We start from the raw sequence: 20,708 nt of genomic DNA on the forward strand, positions 1-20,708 counted from the left end.
TGAATGCGACGGATCACTCTTCGCCGTGCGGGCGCGCTCGTGGCGGGCGCCCTCGCGGTCGCGCTCGCACTGAGCGCGTGCACGGGAACCCCGGAGGCTCCGGCGTACACGCCGAAGCCGCAGGTGCAGGGATCCCTGCCCACCGACATCCAGGATCAACTCAAGGCGGCGGTCGAACGCGCGATGGCAGCGAGCGGATCCAGCGGCGCGATCGTCGGCGTCTGGGCGCCGTGGAGCGGAACCTGGGTCGCCGGCCTCGGCACGGTCGCGACGGGGGACAAGACTCCGGTCGACACCGACATGTCGTTCCGGATCGGCGACGTGACCCGGCTGATGACCTGCGACGTGCTGTACGCGCTCGCCGATCGTGGCGTCGTCAAGCTCGACGCCAAGCTCCCCGACTACGTCTCCGGCGTGGCGGATCTGCAGGATGTGTCGCTGCTGGATCTCTGCAACGGCACGGCGGGCATCGGCTCCTCGCAGAGCATCGCGCTGGCCGCCTGGCTGAACAACCCGGATCGGGTGTGGGAGCCGAAGGAGCTCGCCTCGTACGGGCTCGGCCAGAACCGCACCCCCGCGCACACCGCGTACCGCGACTCGGACGCCGGGTATCTGCTGCTCGGCGCCGCGCTCGAGCGTGCCAGCGGACAGACCGCGGCGCAGCTGATCCGCCAGTACGTGACCGCTCCACTCGGGCTGTCGTCGACGGCCCTGCCCGGCTCGAAGGCCGCCGCGCCGGCTCCCGCACCGGCGCTCAAGGGCGCGTTCCTGCCGCAGGAGAACGGCGCCTACCAGTGTGCCAAGCCCACCGACATCACGGTGAGCTCGTCCAGCATGGGCTACACCGACTCGGGGGTCACGTCCACGATCGCCGATCTCGGCAAGTACGCGCAGGCGGAGGCCGCGCAGGCGCTGCGCACCAAGACCACGCCGAAGCGCTTCGGGGCGCCGCTGCCCGCCGCCGCAGGGGCGCCGTCCTGGTATCAGGCGACCGGCGGGGCGATGCTGGTCGGATCCATGATCGGACAGCACGGCATGACGGCCGGCTATCTGACCGCGGCGTACGCCGACCCGACGAGCGGATTCACCGTCGCGATCGTGCTGAACGACTCGAGTGCCGGCAGCACCCTGATCGGAGATCTCTCCTTCGAGCTCGCGGCGATCGCCTCGAAGGCGCCCGCGGCGAAGGGGCAGAAGGCGCCGGCTTTCGCGTTGCCGTTCACGCCGGAGGACTACGCTAAGGCCGTCGACGGCGCGGCGATCTGCCCGCTGCCGCAGGGCTGACCCGGCCCACTCGGCGCCGGTCCGCAGCACCCGGCCGAGGGCCGACGCAGAGGAGCAGTATGGCGATCGTCGACAACGGCATCTACGTGGACGGGCTGCGCACCGACACCCCTCACACGCTCGACGAGACGTTCGAGCTCATGCACGACCGGGGCGGCATGGGCTGGATCGGCCTGTACCGGCCGAGCGAGCAGGAGGTGCGGCAGGTCGCCGCGGAGTTCGGCCTGCACGAGCTCGCCGTCGAGGACGCCCTCACCGGGCATCAGCGCTCGAAGCTGGAGCGCTACGGCGAGACCCTGTTCATCGTGCTGCGCCCCGCCCGCTACCTGGACGCCACGGAGGAGGTCGAGTTCGGCGAGCTGCACGTGTTCGTCGGCCCGAACTTCGTCGTCACGATCCGGCACGCCGAGACGCCCAGCCTCAGCCGCGTGCGCGGGCGGATGGAGCGGGATCCGGAGCTGCTCGCCCGGGGTCCGGAAGCCGTGCTGTACGCGATCCTCGACGAGCTCGTCGACGAGTACTCGCCCGTACTGGCCGGCCTGGAGAACGACATCGATGAGATCGAGGCGCAGCTGTTCGTCGACGAGTCCGACGTCACGCAGCGCATCTACGAGCTGAGCAGCGAGGTGATCGACTTCCAGAAGGCCACCCAGCCGCTGCAGCCGATGCTGGATGCGCTGCTGCGCGGCTCCGCGAAGTACTCCGTCGACCTCGAGCTGCAGCGGTACCTGCGCGACGTGCTCGACCACATCCTGACCCTGTCGGAGCGGGTGTCGACCTTCCGGGCGAACCTCGACAACGCGCTCACCGTCGAGGCCACGATCGTGGCCCGCCGGCAGAACGAGGAGATGCGCCGGATGACCGAGGAGAGCATCCGGCAGGGCGAAGAGGTCAAGAAGATCTCCAGCTGGGCCGCCATCTTCTTCGCGCCGACCATCGTCGCCGGTATCTACGGCATGAACTTCCACGTGATCCCCGAGCTGGCCTGGCCGTTCGGCTATCCGATGGCGATCGGGCTGATGGTGGGCGGCGCCGGGGTGCTGTACCTCGTGTTCAAGAAGCGCGGCTGGTTGTAAAGGGATCCGGCCCCCTCGGCGTCCTCGCTCAACGACCCCAGACGGAGGTCAGGGTGATCACGGCGAGGGCGGTGGCGGTGACCAGGATCCACAGGATCGCGCCGAGCGCGAGCGGGCGCCAGCCGGCGCGGCGCAGGGCTGCGACGTCCGTGGACAGCCCGATCCCCGCCATCGCCGTGGCGATGAGGAACCCGCTCGCGTGCACCATCGCGTCGCGCGGGCCGGCCGGGATCGCGCCGAGGGATCCGAACACCGCGACGCCGAGGAACCCGATCAGGAACCAGGGCACGAGGCCGAGCGCGCCGCGCGCCGTCATCCGGCGACCGTCGACCGCGCGCCGCGACTCGATCACACTCAGCCCGACCGAGATCGGGATGATCATGAGCGTGCGCACCAGCTTGACAACGACGGCGAACCCCAGCGCCGAGGCGCCGAAGACGCTCGCCGTGGCCACCACCGAGCTGGTGTCGTTGACGGCGGTGCCGGCGAGCAGGCCGAAGGTGTGCGGATCCATCCCCAGCGCGTGGCCGAGCAGCGGGAACAGCAGCACCGCGAGGATGTTGAACGTGAAGATCGTCGACACCGCGTAGGACACCTCGGCGCTCAGCGCTCCGATCACCGGCGCGACCGCGGCGATCGCGGAGGCGCCGCAGATGCCCGTCCCGACGCCGATCAGGGTGCGCAGCCGGGACGGGATCCGCAGCGCCCGCCCGATCAGCCAGGTGCCGATCAGGCATACCGTGAGGGTCGAGAGCATCACCGGCAGAGACTCCGCGCCGACCTGGAGGATCGCGCCGAGCGAGAGCTGCGCCCCCAGCAGCACGACGGCGAGCTGCAGCAGGAACTTCCCCGAGTACTCGACGCCCGGCTGGAACCGTGCGGTCGGGCGGCGGATCACCGCAACGACGACGCCGATCACGATCGCCGGCAGCGCGGATCCGAGCACCGGCACCAGGGTCCCGATCACCGTGGCGACGAGGGCGATCGGGACGGTGAGCCCCAGCCCCGGCAGCACCTCGACACCGCGCAGCGCGAGGCGGGACGGGAGCGTGCGGGCGGGGCGGAACATCATGCATTCAGCCTCCTCGGGGTGCGGCCGCGCCGGTATCCCGCTATCGTCGATGAGGGTACAGGCAGAGATTGTAGGCAACGTCATGGCAGACGGAACGATGCCGGACATCGGATCCCTCGAGCTCCTGGTCGCCGTCGTGCGCACCGGGTCGATCTCGGGCGGGGCCAGGGAGACCGGCGTGACGCAACAGGCGGCCTCGGCCCGGCTGCGCGCGGTGGAACGCCAGCTCGGTCTGTCGCTGTTCCACCGCTCCCCGTCGGGCACGCAGCCGACGCTCGAAGGCGAGGTGGTCGCCTCGTGGGCGGACGACGTGCTGGCCGCGGCGGGGCGCTTCCGCGCGGCGACCCGCACGCTGCGCGGGGAGAGCACGGCGCGGCTGACCGTCGCGGCGAGCCAGACCGTGTCAGCGCACATGCTGCCGCTCTGGCTGGTCGGACTGCGCCGGCGCCAGGTCGACGCCGGGCACACGCCGACCGCGGTGCAGCTGCTCTCGGGCAACAGCACGGACGCCGAGATGCGGGTGCGCGACGGACGCGCGGATCTCGCGTTCATCGAATCGTCCGAGGTGCCCGCGGATCTCGGCACCACCACCGTGGGCCAGGACGAACTCGTGATCGTGATCGCACCGGAGCATGTCTGGGGCCAGAGCGGCCCGATCGCCTTCGAGGTCGCGGCGGCGGAACCGCTCGTCGCCCGGGAGCAGGGCAGCGGCACCCGCCGGGCCTGGGAGGACGAGGTGCGTCGCCGGCTCGGCCGCGACGCCGCAGAGCCGGCGGTCGTGCTGCCGACCTCGGCCGCCGTGCGCTCCGCCGTCGCGAACGGGCTGGGCGCCGCCGTGATGTCGCGACGCGAGGCCGCCGACGACATCCGGCTCGGGCGGCTCCGCGCGGTCCGCCTCGTCGGGGATCCCGTGACCCGGCCGATCACGGCGCTGTGGCGCGGCTCCCCCCGCGACCTGTCCGCCGTCGGCCGGGAGCTGATCGAGGTCGCCGTGGCCACGGCACGGGCGGAAGCCGCGAGGCGCAGCCCGCGGGCGCGATAGTCTCACCTCGTCGCACACGCAGTCGCACACGGAAGGAATCGGATGCCCACGCTCGTGCTCTTCGGCCTGGTCGCCGTGCTGCTGTGGTCGCTGGTGTCGCACCGCTTCGAGCGCTGGGGCGTGGCGGGGCCGGCGATGCTGCTCGTGCTCGGCGCGGCGACCACGGTGTGGGACCTGCCGACCTACGCGTCGGCGCTCGATTCCCCGTTCACCGAGAAGGTCGTCGAGGTGATCCTCTCGATCCTGCTGTTCGCGGACGCCACCGAGGTGCGCGGCGGGCTCTTCGGCGGCGAGGGCAGGGTCACCGCCCGGCTCGTGCTCATCGCCCTGCCGCTGTCGCTCATCCTCACGGCGATCGTCAGCGCCCTGCTGGTCCCGGAGTCGTTCGTAGTGATCGTCGTGATCGCGTGCGTGATCATGCCGACCGACTTCGCCCCCGCCACCCGGCTGCTGCGCTCGAAGCTCCTGCCCGAGCGGATGCGCGCGATCCTGAACGTGGAGAGCGGCTACAACGACGGTCTCATCTCGCCGATCTTCGGCATGGCGCTGCCGGTCGCCGTGGTGCTCGCACCGCTCGTGCGCAAGTACATCGAGTCGGGCGCCGACACCCTCACGGTGGATGAGAAGGACTTCGGCCACAACGCCGAGAAGATGGTCGAGGCGTTCGTCAATGCCGTGCCCGCCACGCTCGCGGCGATCGTGATCGGGGTCGTGCTGGGCGGGCTCATCGGACTGGCGCTGCGGGTCGCACGCGACCGCGGGGTCGCGAGCGAGGGCGGCGCACGCTACGCCATGCTGCTGCTCCCGCTCATCGCCTTCGGGATCGCGACGATTCCGGCGATCGAGGCGAACGGGTTCGTCGCGGCCTTCGTCGCCGGGCTCATCTACCGCGTGACGCGCACGCGCGGTATGGCGGTGCGGGTGATCCCGCACGAGGAGCTGCTGCTCGTCGAGGAGGTCGGCACCCTCACCGCGAACTTCGTCTGGTACATGCTGGGCGGGGCGGCGCTGCTCGCGTTCACCACCTCCTTCGACTGGCGGGTGCTGGTGCTCGTCCTGCTCGCGCTCACCCTGCTGCGGCTGGGACCGGTGTACTTGTCGCTCATGGGCAGCACGGTGAGCCGGGCGGATCGCGTGAAGATCGGCCTGCTCGGCCCGCGCGGCACCGCGACGATCGTGTTCGGCTTGCTCGCGTACAACGCGCTGGGCGTGGACACCGTGGAGGCGAACACCGTCCTGCTGATCATGGTCGTCACCGTGGTGGGCAGCATCCTGCTGCACGGGGTCGCGGCCCCGCTCGTGCTGCGCCGGATGGACCGCGTGAGGCGGATCCGGTGAACAGCGCGGGAAATCTTTCGCGTCCTCTTCTGCTGGAGCGCTCGACGGCCTAACGTCGATGCGGGACCGATGACGGGTGGCATCACGACCCACAGCACCGGGCCCTTCCTCTGACGAAAGGGTTGCTCGATGTCCTTGTCCCGACTTGGCACGGCGGGAGCGCTCGGCGCTCTCGTGCTCGCCGCGGCTGCCGGCGGTGCTGCCGGCGCACTCCCCATCGGATCCGCTTCCGCGCACACGGCACCGGCCTCCGACACGTCCACCCCGATCAAGCACGTCGTGGTGATCTTCGGCGAGAACGTCTCGTTCGACCACTACTTCGCCACCTACCCGAACGCCGCCAACATCGCCGGCGAGACGGTGCAGGGCACGGGGGCCGCGGCCGCGACGTTCACCGCCGCGGCGAACACGCCCGCCGACATCGGCACGCTCGCGAACGCGGGGCTGCTGGCGCCGAACAACCCGAACTCGTCGCAGCCGACGCGGCTCACGCCCGGCCAGGCGGTCACGTGCGATCAGGACCACGAGTACCTCGCCGAGCAGAAGGCCTACAACGGCGGCGCGATGGACAAGTTCGTCGAGAACACCAGCACCGACACCTGCGGCGCGGCGGGCGACCCGCGCTACGCGACCCCCGGCATGACCATGGACTACTACGACGGCAACACCGTCACGGGGCTGTGGAACTACGCGCAGCACTACGCGCTCAGCGACAGCAGCTTCTCCGACACGTTCGGCCCGTCCAGCCCCGGTGCCATCAACCTCGTCTCCGGGCAGACGCACGGCGTGATCAGCGTCGACCCGTTCACCGGGAAGCAGACCGCGACCCCGGACGCGTACACCGTGAAGAGCCCGAACGCACAGGGCGTCGGCACCATGACCGAGGATCCGGATCCCGCTTTCGACGACTGCTCCGACAACAGCCACGCCAAGACCTACGCGCTCGCCGCGATGCAGGGCCGCAACATCGGCGACCTGCTCACCGCGAAGAACGTGTCGTGGGGCTGGTTCCAGGGCGGGTTCACGCCGCAGTCGACGAAGACGATCAACGGCGTCGACTACGCGCAGTGCACCACGACGCACACGAACATCGCGGGCATCTCGTCGACCGACTACAACCCCCACCACGAGCCGTTCCAGTACTTCGCCTCGACGGCCAACCCGCACCACCTCGCGCCGGCCTCCGACGCCGAGATCGGGCACGCCGGGCAGGCGAACCACCAGTACGACATCACCGCGTTCGACCGGGTCGTGAACAGCGACAACATGCCGGCGGTCTCCTACCTCAAGGCTCCGAACTACCAGGACGGGCACGCCTCGTACTCCGACCCGATCGATGAGCAGGCCTTCGTCGTGAACCAGATCAACGCCATCCAGAAGTCGAAGAACTGGGATTCCACGGCGATCGTGCTCGCCTACGACGACTCCGACGGCTGGTACGACCACGTCGCCGCGACCGTCACGAACGCCTCGAACGACCCGCAGAACGACGCGGCCTGGTGCCTCGACGCGGCCGCGGCGGGCACGCCCATCCTGGGCGGCTACGCCGACCGCTGCGGCCCCGGCCCTCGTCAGCCGCTGCTGGTCGTCTCGCCGTTCGCGAAGAAGAATTTCGTCGACCACACGGTGACGCAGCAGTCGTCGATCTCACGCTTCATCGAGGACAACTGGGGTCTCGGGCGCCTCGGCGACGGATCCCTGGACGCCGTTGCCGGATCGCTCGGCGGCATGTTCGACTTCTCGCACGTGCGCAAGGATGCGAACCTGACCCTGGATCCGGCGAACGGCACGGTCGTTCAGCCGGCCTACTGCGCGGGCAACAACGGCAACCACAACGGCCAGGGCGGCGGCTGCCGCTGACGCGGCCCGTTGGACTTAGCCCGTCGGTCGTCAGGGCGTCCCGCGAGAAACCACTTCCTGCATGAGACACCACCTCAGAACTGGTGTCTCATGCAGGATCTGGTTTCTCGGCCTCAGGCCGGGGACGGCTGGCGCGTGTACGTGCCGCGGACGAGCGGGAGCGGATCCGCATCCGCCGGAACCGCGGTGTCGAGTTCGAGCGCGAGCCGTTCGCCGTCCGCGCGCAGGCGCATTACCGTGCGACCCCGGTCCGAGCGACGGTCCAGGACGAGGACGTCGCCGTGCCAGCTCGCCGAGCCGGGCGTCGTGGGGGTGAAACCGTACGTGTCGAACCACCAGAAACCGGCGCCGGCGACGACGCCGTGCGCGACGAGGTGACCCTGATCATTCTGCGAGACGTAGTCCAGCAGGATCCCGTCCGGTCCGGGTTCGACCGTGAGCGCGCCGCGGGCGGTGCCGGCCTGGGTCCACGCGGTCGCGAACAGCTCCTCCGTCCCCGTCCATTCGCCGAGCAGTGCCACGAGCCGTCGATCCGGAGCCATGCCCTCGAGGTTACCGTCGGCCGGCGTCCCCGGCGTGGCGGGCCACGATCTCCTGCGCGGCCGACACCGGTGCGGATCCGTAGAGGAACCCGCGCGCATCGCCCAGCCGCGACGCTGCGAACGCGTCGGCGAACGCGGCCGGAGCGTGCCGGATCAGCAGGGATCCCTGCAGCGCCACCGCGAGCGCCTCGGTGAGCCGGCGCGCCCCGGCCTGCGCCTCGGCGGAGGCGGGATCGCGCTGCGCCGCACGGAGCAGCTGCTCCGTGGCGGTGACGTGCGCGTCGAGGCGCGCATCCGCGCCAGCGGCCAGGCGCACCTCCGCGAGCAGGGCATCCGCCGTCTCGGGCTCGCGGGCGATCGCGCGCAGCACGTCGAGCGCGATGACGTTGCCGGATCCCTCCCACACCGCCATCACGGGCTGCTCCCGGTAGCGCCGCGCGAGCGGGAAGGCCTCGGTGTAGCCGTTGCCGCCCAGGCACTCCAGCGCCTCGTACGCGTGGCCGGGCCCGCGCTTGCAGATCCAGTATTTCAGCACCGCCGTCGCCAGCCGGCGGAACGGCTCATCGTCGGCAGGCGCGTCGGATTCGTAGGCCGCGGCGACCCGCAGCGAGGCGGCGATCGCGGCCTCGGTCTCGACCGCGAGATCGGCGAGCACCTGAGTCATCGCCGGCTGGGCCACCAGGAGCGCGCCGAACGCCGACCGGTGCTGCGCGTGCCAGATCGCCTCGGCCGTCGCCTGCCGCATCCCCGCGGCCGTGCCCAGCATGCAATCGAGACGCGTCTGATTGACCATCTCGATGATCGTGCGGACACCGCGACCCTCCTCGCCCACGAGCCATCCGATCGTCCCGTCGAACTCCACCTCGCTCGACGCGTTCGCGCGGTTGCCGAGCTTGTCCTTGAGACGCTGGATGAGGAACGGGTTGCGGGATCCGTCCGGCAGCACCCGCGGCACCAGGAAGCAGCTGAGGCCGGCGGGCGCCTGCGCGAGCACGAGGAAGCCGTCTGACATCGGTGCCGAGCAGAACCACTTGTGCCCGGTGAGGATCCAGGATCCGTCTCCCGCCGGAGCCGCGGTCGTCCGGTTCGCGCGCACGTCGGATCCGCCCTGCTTCTCGGTCATCGCCATGCCGAACAGCGCCGAGGTCTTGCCGGGGACGAGAGCGGGGGAGTAGTCGCGGGCCAGCAGCCGGGGGATCCACTCGTCCCGCAGGTCGGCGGGTGCGTATTGCTGCAGCGCGGGGACGACCGCGTGGGTCATCGAGACCGGACAGGCGTGCCCCGGCTCGACCTGCGCGAACAGCAGGAACTGCGCGGCGCGTGCCACCTGGGCGCCAGGCCGTGGATCCGCCCATGCCGAGGTGTGCGCACCGGCCGCCACCGCGGCCACGATGACCCGGTGATACGACGGATGGTATTCGACCTCGTCGATCCGGCGGCCCCAGCGGTCGAAGGCGACGAGTTCGGGTTCGTGCACGTTCGCGAGCTCGGCGTCGTGCTGGAACCCGGCGGAGCCGACCAGCCGCCCGGTCGCCGTCAGCGCGGGCTCGGCCCACGCTGCGCCGTGCCGGCGGACGCCCTCGACCAGCGGCAGGTCGAGCGCGTACTCGTCCACGTCCTCGCGCGGTGGCGCCTGGTTGGTCACGGTGTGCGTCGCCATGCGGATCCCCTTCGATCGTCTGGTCCGACGCTACGCCGTCCGGGCAGCTAGACGCCGATCGTCCCGTCGCCAATGCTCGCCGGGGTTGAGGATCCTCGACCGGCGCTCCATTCCGACCGGAGCAGCCCCATGCGGACGATGTCCTCGTAGCCGCCGCGCACCCAGGCGTGCTCGCGCTGGCGCCCCTCGACGATGAAGCCCGCCTTCTCGTAGACCCGGATCGCTGCCGCGTTGGACGAGATCACCTCGAGGTGCACGCGGCGCAGGTTGGCGCGCACGAACGCGAACTCCACGATCTGCCGGATGGCATCGGTCCCGATGCCCCTGCCGCGCACGGCAGGGCTCAGCGCGATCCCGACCTCCGCGTGCCGGGAGAGCTCGTCGATGTCGAACAGGCCCACAGTGCCGACGGTCTCGCCGTCCACGTCGATCACGAAGCCGAGGTTCCCGCTCCGGGTGGCGTCGCGCTCGGCGAGCCGCGCCTCGAACGCCTCTCGCGTGGGGACGGCGGGCCTGCCGGGATTGCGCTCCTCCCAGGTGTCCAGGTCTGCGGCGATCGCATACAGGGCGTCCAGATCCGCTGCGGTGCGGGCACGGAGGGTGACGACGGGCTGTGACGGCATGAGTCACACGCTACCTGGGGCCCCCGACATCGCGGCTCAGACGATCGCGTGCGCCCGTACGGGGAACGTCCCGAACCCGGCCACCGCCGGGGGAGCGGCGGTGAATCGCGCGCCGCGGGACGGCAGGGTGTCCAGATGCGCGAGGTGCTCGACCACCGGAATCCCCGCGGCGAGCAGGATCGAGTGTGCGGGGCGCTCGCCGCCGGACTCGGTGTCGTCGATGTTGAGCGAGTCGATGCCCACGAGCGCGACGCCCGCGTCGACGAGGAACTGTGCCGCGTCGCCGGTGAGGAACGGGGCGCCGTGCCCGTACTCCGGGGTGCCGAACAGGCGATCCCAGCCGGTGTGCAGCAGCACTGCCGCACCGCGCAGATCCCGGTCCGCCAGGGTCCTGGAGGCTATCCCACGCTCGTCGGCCGACCAGGAGTCGGTGAGGTGGAAGACCTCGGCGGGCAGGTCGACGAGCTTCTCGAGCGGGATCGACGACAGGTCTCCGCCCTCGGCATAGCGGTGGAACGGCGAGTCGACGTAGGTTCCGGTGTTGCCGATCATCGTGATGACGTCCATCGCGAACTCGGTGCCGGGCGCGTATTTCGCGCGCGAGTCCTCCCGGGTGAGGAACGGCGTGATCGTCGGCGCGGGCAGGCCGGGATAGGTGATGAGGCCCGCGTGGATCGGGTGGGACAGGTCGACGATGCGGCGCCCGGTTGCGGCCGTGGACGCCTCGACGCCACGGCTGCCGCGGTGCTGCTCCGCGACGATCTCGAGGTCGTTCAGCACAACCGACTCGACGAGCGCGAGGCCGAGGTGCCGGATGAGGAGCAGGCCGATCGCATCGGCGTCGAGATCGGCGGCGGGCAGATCGAGACGGAAGCCCTCGCCGTGCATCCCGCCGCCGTTCGCGAACGTGATGTCGAAGCCGAAGTGCGCGCGGTAGTCGGTCGGTGTCATCAGGCCAGTATGGCGGCCCTGGTCACCGCGGATCGGTCGCGCCGACGAGTTCAGGCTCGGGGCCGCTCGCGGCCGACGCGGTGTCGTCGTCGGCGGATGCGGATGTCGCGGTGGCCGCCGTGGCGGGGGACTTCTTCGCGGCCGGAATGAACGCGACGAGGATGGCCGCGATCAGCAGCTCAGCAGCGATTCACGAAAACAGGCCCTCGACATCACATTGAGGAGTCCATCTGTTGGGCCTGCCGGAAGAGCTGCTGTGCCGCGCCGCCGACCTGTTCGGCGTCCTCGGCCTCGAGCCCGTGGGCCAGTTCGACGGCCGCGACCGCGGCGCCCAGGAAGACCTGCCACGGCAGCGGATCCGGGCCCGTCCCCTTGGGCTTCGGAATGTGGCGCGGATGCCCGGTCAGGCACCAGACGTCGACCTCATCCGCGAACTGCGAGAAGCTGCCGGCGATCGAAGCCCGCTCGGCCAGAATCGAGACGAACGCTGCGCCGATCGCCTGGGGAGGAAGCGGCTGTGGGTTCAGGGCATTCCACCCGAGCGGTCCGCCGCCGATGATCTCCCAGATGTACTGATTCTGCTGGGCAAAGAAACGAAGTCGGGCTTCCGAGACGTCCATGATGTTCTCCATTGATCGAGGTGTGACCTACACCTCTCAAAGAGAGCTCACGAGAGCCTCCTGATACACGGAAGGAGAGTCCCAGGTCGACGTCGTCTCGACCACGAGGTGCTCGAGCAGGGGGACCGGCGCGCCTCAGCATCGAGAATCGTGGCGATTCGACAGCGGAACAAGTGGAGGGGCTGACGGGAATCGAACCCGCGCTATCTGCTTGGGAAGCAGAAGTTCTGCCATTGAACTACAGCCCCGTGCGTCGAAGACGCCTGGCCAGCATAACAAACGTGCGCGTGCCTGTTGCGCGCGAGCCCCCCGCCCACCCGCCGCCCCCCACCCACATGGCACCCCAGTACCACGCCCCTCGCCGAAGTCATCCTCGCGGGGGACGCGCCGCCCGCACCCTGCGCCCTAGCGTCGAAGGCATGATCACAGCAGAGGGACTCAGCAAGCGATACGGCGACAAGGCGGCCGTCGACGATGTGTCGTTCACGGTCCGCCCCGGCACGGTCACGGGCTTCCTCGGGCCGAACGGCGCGGGCAAGTCGACCACGATGCGCATGATCGTGGGGCTGGACCGCCCGAGCGCGGGCCGGGTCACCGTCAACGGGCAGGACTACCGCCGCCTCCGCGCGCCCCTCACCGAGGTGGGCGTGCTGCTCGACGCGAAGGCGGTGCACACCGGCCGCTCGGCCCGCAACCACCTGCGTGCGCTCGCCGCGACGCACGGCCTGCCGTCGGCGCGCGTCGACGAGGTCATCGAGATCGCGGGCATCGGATCCGTCTCCCGCAAGCGCGCGGGCAAGTTCTCCCTGGGCATGGGGCAGCGGCTCGGCATCGCCGCCGCACTGCTCGGCGACCCGCACACGCTGATCCTGGACGAGCCGGTGAACGGCCTCGACCCGGAGGGCGTGCGCTGGGTGCGCCAGTTCGTGCGGCACGCGGCATCCGAGGGGCGCACGGTGCTGCTCTCGAGCCACCTGATGAGCGAGATGGCGCAGACCGCCGATCACGTGATCGTGCTCGGCCGGGGCAAGGTCCTCGCGGACGCCGCCCTCCCCGAGCTCGTGCGGGCCTGGACCACGGCCCGCGTGCACGTGCGCAGCCCTCGGGCCGCCGAGCTCGCCGCCCTCGTCTCCGGACGTGATATCGAGGTCGTCTCGACCAGCCCCGACACGCTCGACATCGCCGGCCTCGAGGCCTGGCGTATCGGCGATCTCGCCGCCGACCGCGGCATCCCGCTGCACGAGCTCACGCCGACCAGCGGGTCGCTCGAAGACGCCTATCTCGCGCTCACGGGCGAGGCCGTCGAATACCGCACCCGCGCCGTCCCCGCCGACGGCGCGCCGCTCGAGGAGGTCGTGGCATGACCGTCACCACCCATCCCACCCGCGCCACGCACGTCCCGGCCACCCGGTTCGCGCTCACCCTGCCGCGCACGCTGCGCAGCGAGTGGATCAAGCTCGCGACCCTGCGCTCCACGTGGTGGTCGATCGGGATCACCGCACTGCTCACCATCGGGATCGCGGTGCTCATCGCCTCGTCGGTCCCCTCAGGGACCTCGGGGTTCGAGGGCATCTTCGCGGTCGTCTCACCGATCCAGTTCACGGCTCTGCTCGCCGGGATCCTCGGCGCGATCGCTGTGACGGGGGAGTACTCCACGGGCATGATCCGCTCGACACTCACCGCCGACCCGGTGCGCGGACGCGTACTCGCCGCGAAGGCCATCGTGCTGGCGGTGTTCCTGTTCGTGGCGTCGCTCGTGATCTTCTTCGCCGCCGCCTTCATCGTGTCGCCGGTCCTCGCCGGAAAGGACATGGCGCTGGACTGGGGCACGCCGTCGGCGACGATCGTGCCGCTGCTCGCCGCGTCGCTCGCGATGGCCGTGTGCGCGCTGATCGGGGTCTCGTTCGGCTACGTGCTGCGCTCCGGCGCGGGCGCGATCGCGGCGACCGTCGGGCTGCTGTTCGTGCTGCCGATCGTCGCGAGCATGTTCTCGATGGCCGGGAAGAGCTGGAAGTGGATCCTGGACGCGAGCAATTACCTGCCGCTCTCCGCCGCGCAGTACGCGATCTCGCCGCACGACAGCGCACCCCTCAGTGCCCCCGTCGCCTTCCTCACGCTCGGTCTGTGGGTCGTCGCCGGGATGCTCGGCGCTTGGGCCGTGCTGCGCACGCGGGACGCCTGATCGCCCGCCGCTCCGCGCCCGCCCGCGTAGGGTCGTGAGCATGTCGACCTCGCTCAGCCGCAGCGACTTGTCCCCGGGATCCGTCCCGGCGGACGAGGAGCTGCGGCTGCCGCGTCCGCCTGGCGTGATCCGGCGGTTCTGGGCGCGGCATCCGCTGTTCACCGACATCCTCATCGCGCTCATCTTCCTCGCGCTCTCGACGCCGGGAACGATCGGTGGCGACCCGCGGCCGGCCACGGCGTTCCTGACGCCGCTCGCCGTGCTCGCCGGCAGCGCACTGCTGCTGAAGCGACGACGCTGGCCGATCGTCGTCTTCGTCGCGGCCTGGGTGGCAGCGGCCTCCTATCTGCTGCAGGGCACCACGGTCGTCGGCGGATCGCTCGTGCTCATCGCCACCTATTCGCTGGCGGTCTATCGGTCTGTTCGGGCCTGCTGGATCGGATCCGGGATCGGGCTGGGCGGGCTGAGCGTGCTGTCGTTCACGCTCTCGGCGAGCGGTGCGATCTCGTTCGCGGTCGCGATCAACGCCGTGATCGGCAACCTCGTGCTCGGTCTCATCGGCGCTCTCATCGGCATCAACGTCGGCAACCGCAAGCGCTATCTGGAGGCGGTCATCGACCGCTCCCGGCAGCTGCTCGTCGAGCGCGACCAGCATGCGCAGCTGGCTGCCGCCGCCGAGCGGGATCGCATCGCCCGCGAGATGCACGACATCGTCTCGCACTCGCTGACCGTGGTCGTCGCCCTGTCGGAAGGCGCGGCCGCGACGCCCGACCGCGGCCGGGCCAGGGCCGCATCGACGGCGGCCGCGGCGACCGCGCGCGACGCCCTCACCGAGATGCGCTCGATGCTGGGTGTGCTCCGGGACGGCGCTGCCGACGCGCCGCTCGCCCCGCTGGTCGCCGCGAGCCCTGCGGAAACCGTCGCCGAAGCGCAGCGGGCCGGCTTCGACGCGACGCTCGCGGTGCGCGGCGACGCCGAGGTCGCACCTGCGCTGCGCTTCGCGATCGGCCGGATCGTGCAGGAGGGCGTCACCAACGCGATGCGGCATGCCGCGCACGCGAGCCTCATCGACGTGCGCATCGACCACGACGCGGATCCGATCGTAATCGAGATCGTGAACGACGGGGTGAGCGGAACAGGATCCGGATCCGCCGCATCCGGGGCCGCGTCCTCGGGCGGCTTCGGCCTGCGCGGGCTGGTCGAGCGGGCGACGCTGCTCGGCGGCATGGTCGTGTCGGCGCCGGCCGGACGCGGGCGATGGATGCTGCGGGCCGAGCTGCCGCGCGCCGGCGCCGCGCCGGCTCCGTCGGCCCCGGAGGGGGCGACCGCGGGCGCCGCCGCGACCGCAGCCGGAACGGATTCCCTCGCCCGGATCGAGGAGGCCCTGCGATGACGGAACCGATCCGCGTGCTGCTCGTCGACGATCAGGAGCTGATCCGCGTCGGCTTCCGGCTCGTGCTCGAGGCCGAGCCCGATCTCGTCGTGGTGGGGGAGGCCGGCGACGGCGCCGCGGCGATCGAGCGGGCGGCGACGCTGCGTCCGGACGTGGTGCTCATGGACGTGCGGATGCCCGGCGTGGACGGGATCGCTGCGACGGAGGCGATCGTGCGCGCCCACCCCGGCACCCGGGTGCTCGTGCTGACGACGTTCGACCTCGACGAGTACGCGTTCGGCGCGATCCGGGCCGGCGCGAGCGGATTCCTGCTCAAGGACGCGCAACGCGAAGAGCTGATCGCCGCCGTGCGCGCGGTGCATCGGGGAGACGGCGCCCTCGCGCCCCGGATCACCCGGGCGCTGCTCGACCGGGTCGCGCCCCAGCTGCTGCGCGAGTCGGCGACCTCCGGAGCGCCCGGCGGGGACGACCCGACCGCCGCGCTCACCGACCGCGAGCGCGACGTCTTCCTCGCGATCGCCGCGGGGCTGACGAACGGCGAGATCGCGGAGCGCTTCTTCCTCAGCGAATCGACGGTGAAGACGCATGTGGGGCGGGTGCTCGCCAAGCTCGACGCCCGCGACCGGGTGCACGCCGTGATCCTCGCCCATCGTCTCGGACTCGCGGGCCCGCCCGATCCTCAGCTCTGACCATCAGTGGAGCGGCATGGCCGTCAGTGGAGCGGCTTGGCCGTCAGTGACGGTAATGTCGAGTCACTGACGGATAGTGACGGTCAGTGAAGGAGGAGTGACGGTGGCGGATGATCTACTGCAAGTGACCGTGGCCCGACTGCGTCGCCAGGGCACTGACGACGCACTCGTTGAAGTGAAGTCGAGCGCGAAGAGCCTCACGACGGATATCTGGGATACGGTCAGCGCCTTCGCAAACACGGCGGGAGGAACGATCATCCTCGGGCTCTCGGAGGAAGCGGGCTTCCTCCCCGTAGAACAATTCGCTCTCGATCGCGTGCGCGATCAGTTCGTGGAAGGAATCGGAGACGGAGGAGGGAGCGGCGTGCGCCTCACGAATCCGCCGTCGTATGCCCTTCGTCGGGACATCATCGATGACGGGGAAGTGCTGGTCATCGTGATCACGGAGAATCCCGTCGGACTGAAGCCCTGCTTTGTGACTGCCAAAGGATTGCCCAGTGGCGCTTTTCGCAGGGTCGATGACAAGAACATCAGGCTCAGCCCGGCAGAGGTCTTCGAGATGCAGCACGCGTTGACACCGTCCAAAGCCGACGGCGAACCGGTTCCTGACGCAGATGAGTCGGACCTCGATCCGGAGATCATCGAAGCTCTGCTCACGCGGATGGCGTCCTCCAAAGCCCTTTATGGAACATCCACGCGAAGGGAGAAACTCAGCCGCCTCAATATCGTCGACAAACAAGGCAGGATCAGGCTCGCCGGGTTGTTGACCGCGGGCGTCTATCCACAGCAATTTCTGCCACGTCTTCTGATCGATGTCGCCGTGCATCTGGGAAGGGAGAAGTCGCTACCGGGCGTGGCGACGCGATTCATAGACCGCCGCGAGTGCGTGGGACCGGTCGCCGATTCGATCGATGAAGCGATCAATGTCGTTCTTCGCAATCTGCGCACCTACTCGATCGTTGAGGGAGCGGGTCGGAGTGAGGTGCCCGAGATTCCCACTGAGGTACTCAGGGAAGCTATTGCCAACGCGGTGCTGCATAGGGAGTATGCGGCTGTCTTCACGGGGCAACCGGTCACGGTGGATGTCTTCAGTGACCGAATCGAGATCACGAATCCGGGAGGCCTGTGGGGAGGCAAGACGCTGGAGAACCTCGATGACGGGACCTCTCGTTGCCGAAATCTCACGCTCATGCCGCTGATGCAGCAGATTGCTGTTCGGGGCGCCGGGCGATTCACTGTCGAGGGGCAAGGCGGAGGGGTCCGCATGATGAACTCCGAGATGGAAGCACATGCTCTGCAACGGCCGCATTACGTCGCAACCCCCGATCAGGTACGAGTCACCCTCTGGCGCCATGGCGCTGAGATCCCCGAGCACCGCGAATGGCTTCGGGGCTTGGTCGATCGGGATCTGGATGCGCGAGAGGACACAGCGCTTCTCCTGGCTCGACGCGAAGGGGAGGTATCGGTCGCTGGGCTTCGGGATGCGCTGAGGATCGATTCAGACGAGGCGCGGGAAACTCTGCGGGCATTGCGACGGGAAGGAGTGCTTCGGATGACGCATGATGAGACGTTCGTCCTCGCCGAGGGTGCGCCGTTGCCGGCTTCCCGGGACTTCGAGATCTTCCGGGTGCTCTCCAAGACTGACCCTAGGACCATTCACGAAATCGCGGAGGCATCGGGACGCGCGGTCGGCGCACTTCGCAAGGTCCTGCGAGGACTCGTCAGTGACGGGTGGATCATCGCGACCGCATCACCGACAAGCAAGAATCGCCGTTATCTTCTTGCGATGGACGACGATGCACCGGAGCGCGCTTGATCATCGACTCGCGGGCCCGCCCGATCCTCAGCAACTAGGCTGAACCTGTGCTGCTGAGCGACAGGGACATCCGGGCGGGGCTCGACACGGGACGGATCGGGCTGGAACCGCTCGAACCGTCGATGATCCAGCCGTCGAGCATCGACGTGCGGCTGGACCGCTACTTCCGGCTGTTCGACAACCACAAGTACCCGTTCATCGATCCCTCGGCGGATCAGCCGGAGTTGACCCGGATGATCGAGGTCGCCCCGGAGGAGCCGTTCATCCTGCACCCGGGAGAGTTCGCCCTGGGTGCGACCTTCGAGCAGGTGTCGCTCGCGGACGACGTCGCCGCACGCCTCGAGGGCAAGTCCTCGCTCGGTCGCCTCGGCCTGATCACGCACTCCACAGCCGGCTTCATCGACCCCGGCTTCACCGGGCACGTGACCCTCGAGCTGGCGAACGTGGCGACCCTGCCGATCAAGCTCTGGCCCGGCATGAAGATCGGCCAGCTGTGCTTCTTCCAGCTGAGCTCGCCGGCTGAGAACCCGTACGGATCCGGCCCCTACGGCAACCGCTATCAGGGCCAGCGCGGGCCGACCGCCTCGCGATCCTTCCAGAACTTCCATCTCACCGACGTCGGCGTGACCGACGCGGGATCCACCGGAGGCTGACATGAGCGCGGACCAGAACGATCCCTCTGAGGACAAGCGGTCCGCGCCCCCACAGGCGGCCGACGTCGAGACGCCGAGTCCTGCGGAGTCCGTGGGTGCAGATCCTGTGCTGTCGCCCGACGACCTCGAGCTCGCACCCGTGCCCGTGCCCGTGCAGAGCGAAGGCCTCGCCGACCTCCTCGCCGACCCGCAGATCGCACCGGCCGAGGACGACGCGCGTCTGGCCGAGCTGCTCGCCACGCCGGAGGAGCTGGCGGAACCCCCCTCGTCGGTCGAGTCTCCCTCCGCTGAGGATCCGTCCCCGTCGACGCCTCCGCCCCTGGTTCCGCTGGCTCCCGAGAGGCCCGGCCCCGCGCCCGCGCCGCTCGCGCCACCCGCACCGCTCGCGCCCGAAGGCGGATCCGGGGGATACTTCGGCCTGATCGTCGTGATCTTCCTGATCCTCGCCGTTCTGCTGGTGGGCGCGATCGTGCTGATCGCGGTGCTCGTGGGCAGTCACGCTTGGCCGTTCTCGGCGGCCGCGGTGCTTGCTGTTCTTCCCGCGGCTGTCGCCTGACCGCGGGAATCCGATGTCCGATCCGGACGCTCGGCAGGGTCGGATCCGGACGAACGGTCGGATCGGCCGGACGCACGGTCGGGCGCCGACGACTCTGATCCGCAAGGCTGGAGCCATGACCACCACCGCCCCCGTGCCCACGATCGCGGCCGCCGCTCCGCGCCGGCTGAACTACGGCGCCCTGCTCGTCATGATGGCGACGGCGTTCCTGCTCGTCACGGCCGAGTTCCTGCCCGGCGGACTGCTCACCGACATCGCCGCCGAGATCGGGGTGACGGCGGGGCAAGCGGGACAGATGGTCACCGTGACGGCGCTCGCGGGCCTCATCGTCGCGCCGACGATCGGCCTCATGCTGCCGCGGATGGACCGGCGCTCGCTGCTGGTGTGGATGGCGATCGGCGCGGCCGTCTCGAACCTGATCGTCGCGGTCGCTCCGAGCCTGGCCCTGCTGCTCGTCGCCCGCGTGCTGCTGGGCGGCGCATTGAGCGGCTTCTGGTCGATGTCGGTCACGGTCGCAGCGGGGATCGCGGGGCCCGCGCGGCTCGGACGCGCGATGATGTTCACGTCCGCTGGGGTCTCGCTCGCGACGGTCGCGGGCGTGCCGGTCGGGGTGCTGCTCAGCCAGGTCGTGGACTGGCGCGGAGTGTTCGGGATCGCCGCCGCGGCCAGCGCCGTGCTCGCCGTCGCCCTGCGGATCCTGCTGCCGAGCGTCCCCGCCGAGGGGGCGGCGCGGCTGTCCACCCTGTTCGAGACGCTCCGCCGCCGCGGGGTCGGTCTCGGCATCGCAGGGCACGTGCTGGTCGTGCTCGGACACTTCCTCGCCTACACCTACATCCGCGTCGCGCTCGAGCGCGTGCACGACGGCGGCGCCGCGATCACCGAGGGCACGATCATCCTGCTGCTCGCCCTGTTCGGTGTCGGCGGCTTCATCGGGAACATCGCGATCGGCGTCATCGTCGACCGCCGCTACCGCGTGCTCGCCGTGCTCACCCCGCTCGTCATCGCCGGCGCCGTGCTGCTGATGAACGCGATGGCGGGATCCTTGTGGGCGATCGGCGTGGTCGCGTTCGTGTGGGGGTTCTTCTTCGCCTCGTGGCTGCTGATCGTGAACACCTGGATCGGGCACCGCATGCCGGATCGGCTCGAGGCGGGCGGCAGCCTGGTCGTAATGGGCTTCCAGGCCGCGATCATGGCGGCGGCGGGCATCGGGGGCGTGCTGGTCGACGGCATCGGCATCGCCCAGGTCTACACGATCGGCGCCGTGATCCTCGTCGTCGGAGCGGTCTTGTTCGGCGTCTCGAGCCGGAGCGCGGCCCGGGCCCAGGCCTGAACTCCTGAGGCGGCGGGCTGC

Annotated in this window: 19 protein-coding genes and 1 tRNA gene; 13 read left to right on the forward strand and 7 right to left on the reverse strand. The window is 70.1% G+C overall.

Translation table 11 applies throughout. From position 1 onward, the window contains the following. The first annotated feature begins 3 nt into the window (after window positions 1-3). Together ABD882_RS02825 and ABD882_RS02830 are read left to right on the forward strand one after the other, a co-directional pair. Window positions 4-1,284 (forward strand): serine hydrolase domain-containing protein, encoded by a 1,281-nt coding sequence (locus ABD882_RS02825; protein WP_345184141.1) that lies wholly within the window; start codon window positions 4-6, stop codon window positions 1,282-1,284. Window positions 1,285-1,343: 59 nt separating this feature from the next. Continuing rightward, window positions 1,344-2,360 carry a magnesium and cobalt transport protein CorA gene (locus tag ABD882_RS02830; protein WP_345184143.1) on the forward strand — a complete coding sequence of 339 codons (1,017 nt, stop codon included), beginning with the start codon at window positions 1,344-1,346 and terminating at the stop codon, window positions 2,358-2,360. 28 nt (window positions 2,361-2,388) lie between these two features. Here the strand turns inward: ABD882_RS02830 and ABD882_RS02835 are convergent, their stop codons facing one another. After that, window positions 2,389-3,432, reverse strand: coding sequence for a YeiH family protein (locus ABD882_RS02835; RefSeq protein ID WP_345184145.1), 1,044 nt, complete (start codon window positions 3,430-3,432; stop codon window positions 2,389-2,391). Between the two features lie 82 nt (window positions 3,433-3,514). On the opposite strand from ABD882_RS02835, the gene ABD882_RS02840 reads away from it, so the two are divergent. The 3 genes from ABD882_RS02840 to ABD882_RS02850 all read left to right on the forward strand — a co-directional run bounded on the left by ABD882_RS02840 (window position 3,515) and on the right by ABD882_RS02850 (window position 7,672). Further along, window positions 3,515-4,474: a LysR family transcriptional regulator gene (locus ABD882_RS02840; RefSeq protein ID WP_345184147.1), complete on the forward strand. Its 960-nt coding sequence runs from the start codon at window positions 3,515-3,517 to the stop codon at window positions 4,472-4,474. Window positions 4,475-4,516: 42 nt separating this feature from the next. After that, entirely contained in the window at window positions 4,517-5,812 is a 1,296-nt protein-coding gene (locus ABD882_RS02845) for a cation:proton antiporter (RefSeq protein ID WP_345184148.1), read from the forward strand. Window positions 5,813-5,941: 129 nt separating this feature from the next. Further along, the gene (locus ABD882_RS02850) at window positions 5,942-7,672 is read left to right on the forward strand and encodes a phospholipase C (protein WP_345184150.1); all 1,731 of its coding nucleotides are present in this window, start codon (window positions 5,942-5,944) and stop codon (window positions 7,670-7,672) included. A 113-nt stretch (window positions 7,673-7,785) separates the two neighbouring features. Here the strand turns inward: ABD882_RS02850 and ABD882_RS02855 are convergent, their stop codons facing one another. The 6 genes from ABD882_RS02855 to ABD882_RS02880 form a co-directional block, all read right to left on the reverse strand. Beyond that, on the reverse strand, window positions 7,786-8,214 hold the full coding sequence (locus ABD882_RS02855; RefSeq protein WP_345184152.1) for a hypothetical protein: 429 nt from the start codon (window positions 8,212-8,214) through the stop codon (window positions 7,786-7,788). A gap of 10 nt (window positions 8,215-8,224) precedes the next feature. Beyond that, window positions 8,225-9,874, reverse strand: coding sequence for an acyl-CoA dehydrogenase family protein (locus ABD882_RS02860; RefSeq protein WP_345184154.1), 1,650 nt, complete (start codon window positions 9,872-9,874; stop codon window positions 8,225-8,227). Window positions 9,875-9,921: 47 nt separating this feature from the next. Continuing rightward, window positions 9,922-10,497, reverse strand: coding sequence for a GNAT family N-acetyltransferase (locus ABD882_RS02865; protein WP_345184156.1), 576 nt, complete (start codon window positions 10,495-10,497; stop codon window positions 9,922-9,924). A gap of 36 nt (window positions 10,498-10,533) precedes the next feature. Then, window positions 10,534-11,448 (reverse strand): cyclase family protein, encoded by a 915-nt coding sequence (locus ABD882_RS02870; RefSeq protein WP_345184157.1) that lies wholly within the window; start codon window positions 11,446-11,448, stop codon window positions 10,534-10,536. 212 nt (window positions 11,449-11,660) lie between these two features. After that, window positions 11,661-12,080: a hypothetical protein gene (locus ABD882_RS02875; protein WP_345184159.1), complete on the reverse strand. Its 420-nt coding sequence runs from the start codon at window positions 12,078-12,080 to the stop codon at window positions 11,661-11,663. 162 nt (window positions 12,081-12,242) lie between these two features. Continuing rightward, a tRNA-Gly gene (locus ABD882_RS02880) sits at window positions 12,243-12,316 on the reverse strand. A gap of 171 nt (window positions 12,317-12,487) precedes the next feature. Between ABD882_RS02880 and ABD882_RS02885 the strand changes: the two genes are divergently transcribed. The 8 genes from ABD882_RS02885 to ABD882_RS02920 all read left to right on the forward strand — a co-directional run bounded on the left by ABD882_RS02885 (window position 12,488) and on the right by ABD882_RS02920 (window position 20,687). Then, window positions 12,488-13,432: an ABC transporter ATP-binding protein gene (locus ABD882_RS02885; RefSeq protein WP_345184161.1), complete on the forward strand. Its 945-nt coding sequence runs from the start codon at window positions 12,488-12,490 to the stop codon at window positions 13,430-13,432. Continuing rightward, a complete protein-coding gene (locus ABD882_RS02890; protein ID WP_345184163.1) occupies window positions 13,429-14,250 on the forward strand; it encodes an ABC transporter permease subunit in 822 nt (273 codons plus the stop codon). Before ABD882_RS02885 ends, ABD882_RS02890 begins: the two co-directional genes overlap by 4 nt. A gap of 40 nt (window positions 14,251-14,290) precedes the next feature. Continuing rightward, window positions 14,291-15,643: a sensor histidine kinase gene (locus ABD882_RS02895; RefSeq protein ID WP_345184165.1), complete on the forward strand. Its 1,353-nt coding sequence runs from the start codon at window positions 14,291-14,293 to the stop codon at window positions 15,641-15,643. Continuing rightward, entirely contained in the window at window positions 15,640-16,332 is a 693-nt protein-coding gene (locus ABD882_RS02900) for a response regulator (protein WP_345184167.1), read from the forward strand. The genes ABD882_RS02895 and ABD882_RS02900 overlap by 4 nt, the downstream gene beginning before the upstream one ends. Before the next feature lie 103 nt (window positions 16,333-16,435). Next, complete coding sequence (locus ABD882_RS02905) at window positions 16,436-18,148, forward strand: ATP-binding protein (protein ID WP_345184169.1); 1,713 nt, start codon at window positions 16,436-16,438, stop codon at window positions 18,146-18,148. Between the two features lie 47 nt (window positions 18,149-18,195). Beyond that, entirely contained in the window at window positions 18,196-18,801 is a 606-nt protein-coding gene (gene dcd, locus ABD882_RS02910; RefSeq protein WP_345184171.1) for a dCTP deaminase, read from the forward strand. 1 nt (window position 18,802) lies between these two features. Continuing rightward, window positions 18,803-19,357, forward strand: coding sequence for a hypothetical protein (locus ABD882_RS02915; protein WP_345184172.1), 555 nt, complete (start codon window positions 18,803-18,805; stop codon window positions 19,355-19,357). A gap of 115 nt (window positions 19,358-19,472) precedes the next feature. Beyond that, window positions 19,473-20,687, forward strand: a complete 1,215-nt coding sequence (locus ABD882_RS02920) for an MFS transporter (protein WP_345184174.1) — start codon at window positions 19,473-19,475, stop codon at window positions 20,685-20,687. Window positions 20,688-20,708: the final 21 nt, after the last annotated feature.

The organism is Microbacterium panaciterrae (assembly GCF_039541635.1).
In the GTDB taxonomy this organism is placed as follows: domain Bacteria; phylum Actinomycetota; class Actinomycetes; order Actinomycetales; family Microbacteriaceae; genus Microbacterium; species Microbacterium panaciterrae.

Bases quoted from the DNA above. Each gene is read 5' to 3' on its own strand.
- ABD882_RS02825 (WP_345184141.1), top strand. From the start codon at position 4: ATGCGACGGATCACTCTTCGCCGTGCGGGCGCGCTCGTGGCGGGCGCC.
- ABD882_RS02830 (WP_345184143.1), top strand. From the start codon at position 1,344: ATGGCGATCGTCGACAACGGCATCTACGTGGACGGGCTGCGCACCGAC.
- ABD882_RS02835 (WP_345184145.1), bottom strand. From the start codon at position 3,432: ATGATGTTCCGCCCCGCCCGCACGCTCCCGTCCCGCCTCGCGCTGCGC.
- ABD882_RS02840 (WP_345184147.1), top strand. From the start codon at position 3,515: ATGGCAGACGGAACGATGCCGGACATCGGATCCCTCGAGCTCCTGGTC.
- ABD882_RS02845 (WP_345184148.1), top strand. From the start codon at position 4,517: ATGCCCACGCTCGTGCTCTTCGGCCTGGTCGCCGTGCTGCTGTGGTCG.
- ABD882_RS02850 (WP_345184150.1), top strand. From the start codon at position 5,942: ATGTCCTTGTCCCGACTTGGCACGGCGGGAGCGCTCGGCGCTCTCGTG.
- ABD882_RS02855 (WP_345184152.1), bottom strand. From the start codon at position 8,214: ATGGCTCCGGATCGACGGCTCGTGGCACTGCTCGGCGAATGGACGGGG.
- ABD882_RS02860 (WP_345184154.1), bottom strand. From the start codon at position 9,874: ATGGCGACGCACACCGTGACCAACCAGGCGCCACCGCGCGAGGACGTG.
- ABD882_RS02865 (WP_345184156.1), bottom strand. From the start codon at position 10,497: ATGCCGTCACAGCCCGTCGTCACCCTCCGTGCCCGCACCGCAGCGGAT.
- ABD882_RS02870 (WP_345184157.1), bottom strand. From the start codon at position 11,448: ATGACACCGACCGACTACCGCGCGCACTTCGGCTTCGACATCACGTTC.
- ABD882_RS02875 (WP_345184159.1), bottom strand. From the start codon at position 12,080: ATGGAGAACATCATGGACGTCTCGGAAGCCCGACTTCGTTTCTTTGCC.
- ABD882_RS02885 (WP_345184161.1), top strand. From the start codon at position 12,488: ATGATCACAGCAGAGGGACTCAGCAAGCGATACGGCGACAAGGCGGCC.
- ABD882_RS02890 (WP_345184163.1), top strand. From the start codon at position 13,429: ATGACCGTCACCACCCATCCCACCCGCGCCACGCACGTCCCGGCCACC.
- ABD882_RS02895 (WP_345184165.1), top strand. From the start codon at position 14,291: ATGTCGACCTCGCTCAGCCGCAGCGACTTGTCCCCGGGATCCGTCCCG.
- ABD882_RS02900 (WP_345184167.1), top strand. From the start codon at position 15,640: ATGACGGAACCGATCCGCGTGCTGCTCGTCGACGATCAGGAGCTGATC.
- ABD882_RS02915 (WP_345184172.1), top strand. From the start codon at position 18,803: ATGAGCGCGGACCAGAACGATCCCTCTGAGGACAAGCGGTCCGCGCCC.
- ABD882_RS02920 (WP_345184174.1), top strand. From the start codon at position 19,473: ATGACCACCACCGCCCCCGTGCCCACGATCGCGGCCGCCGCTCCGCGC.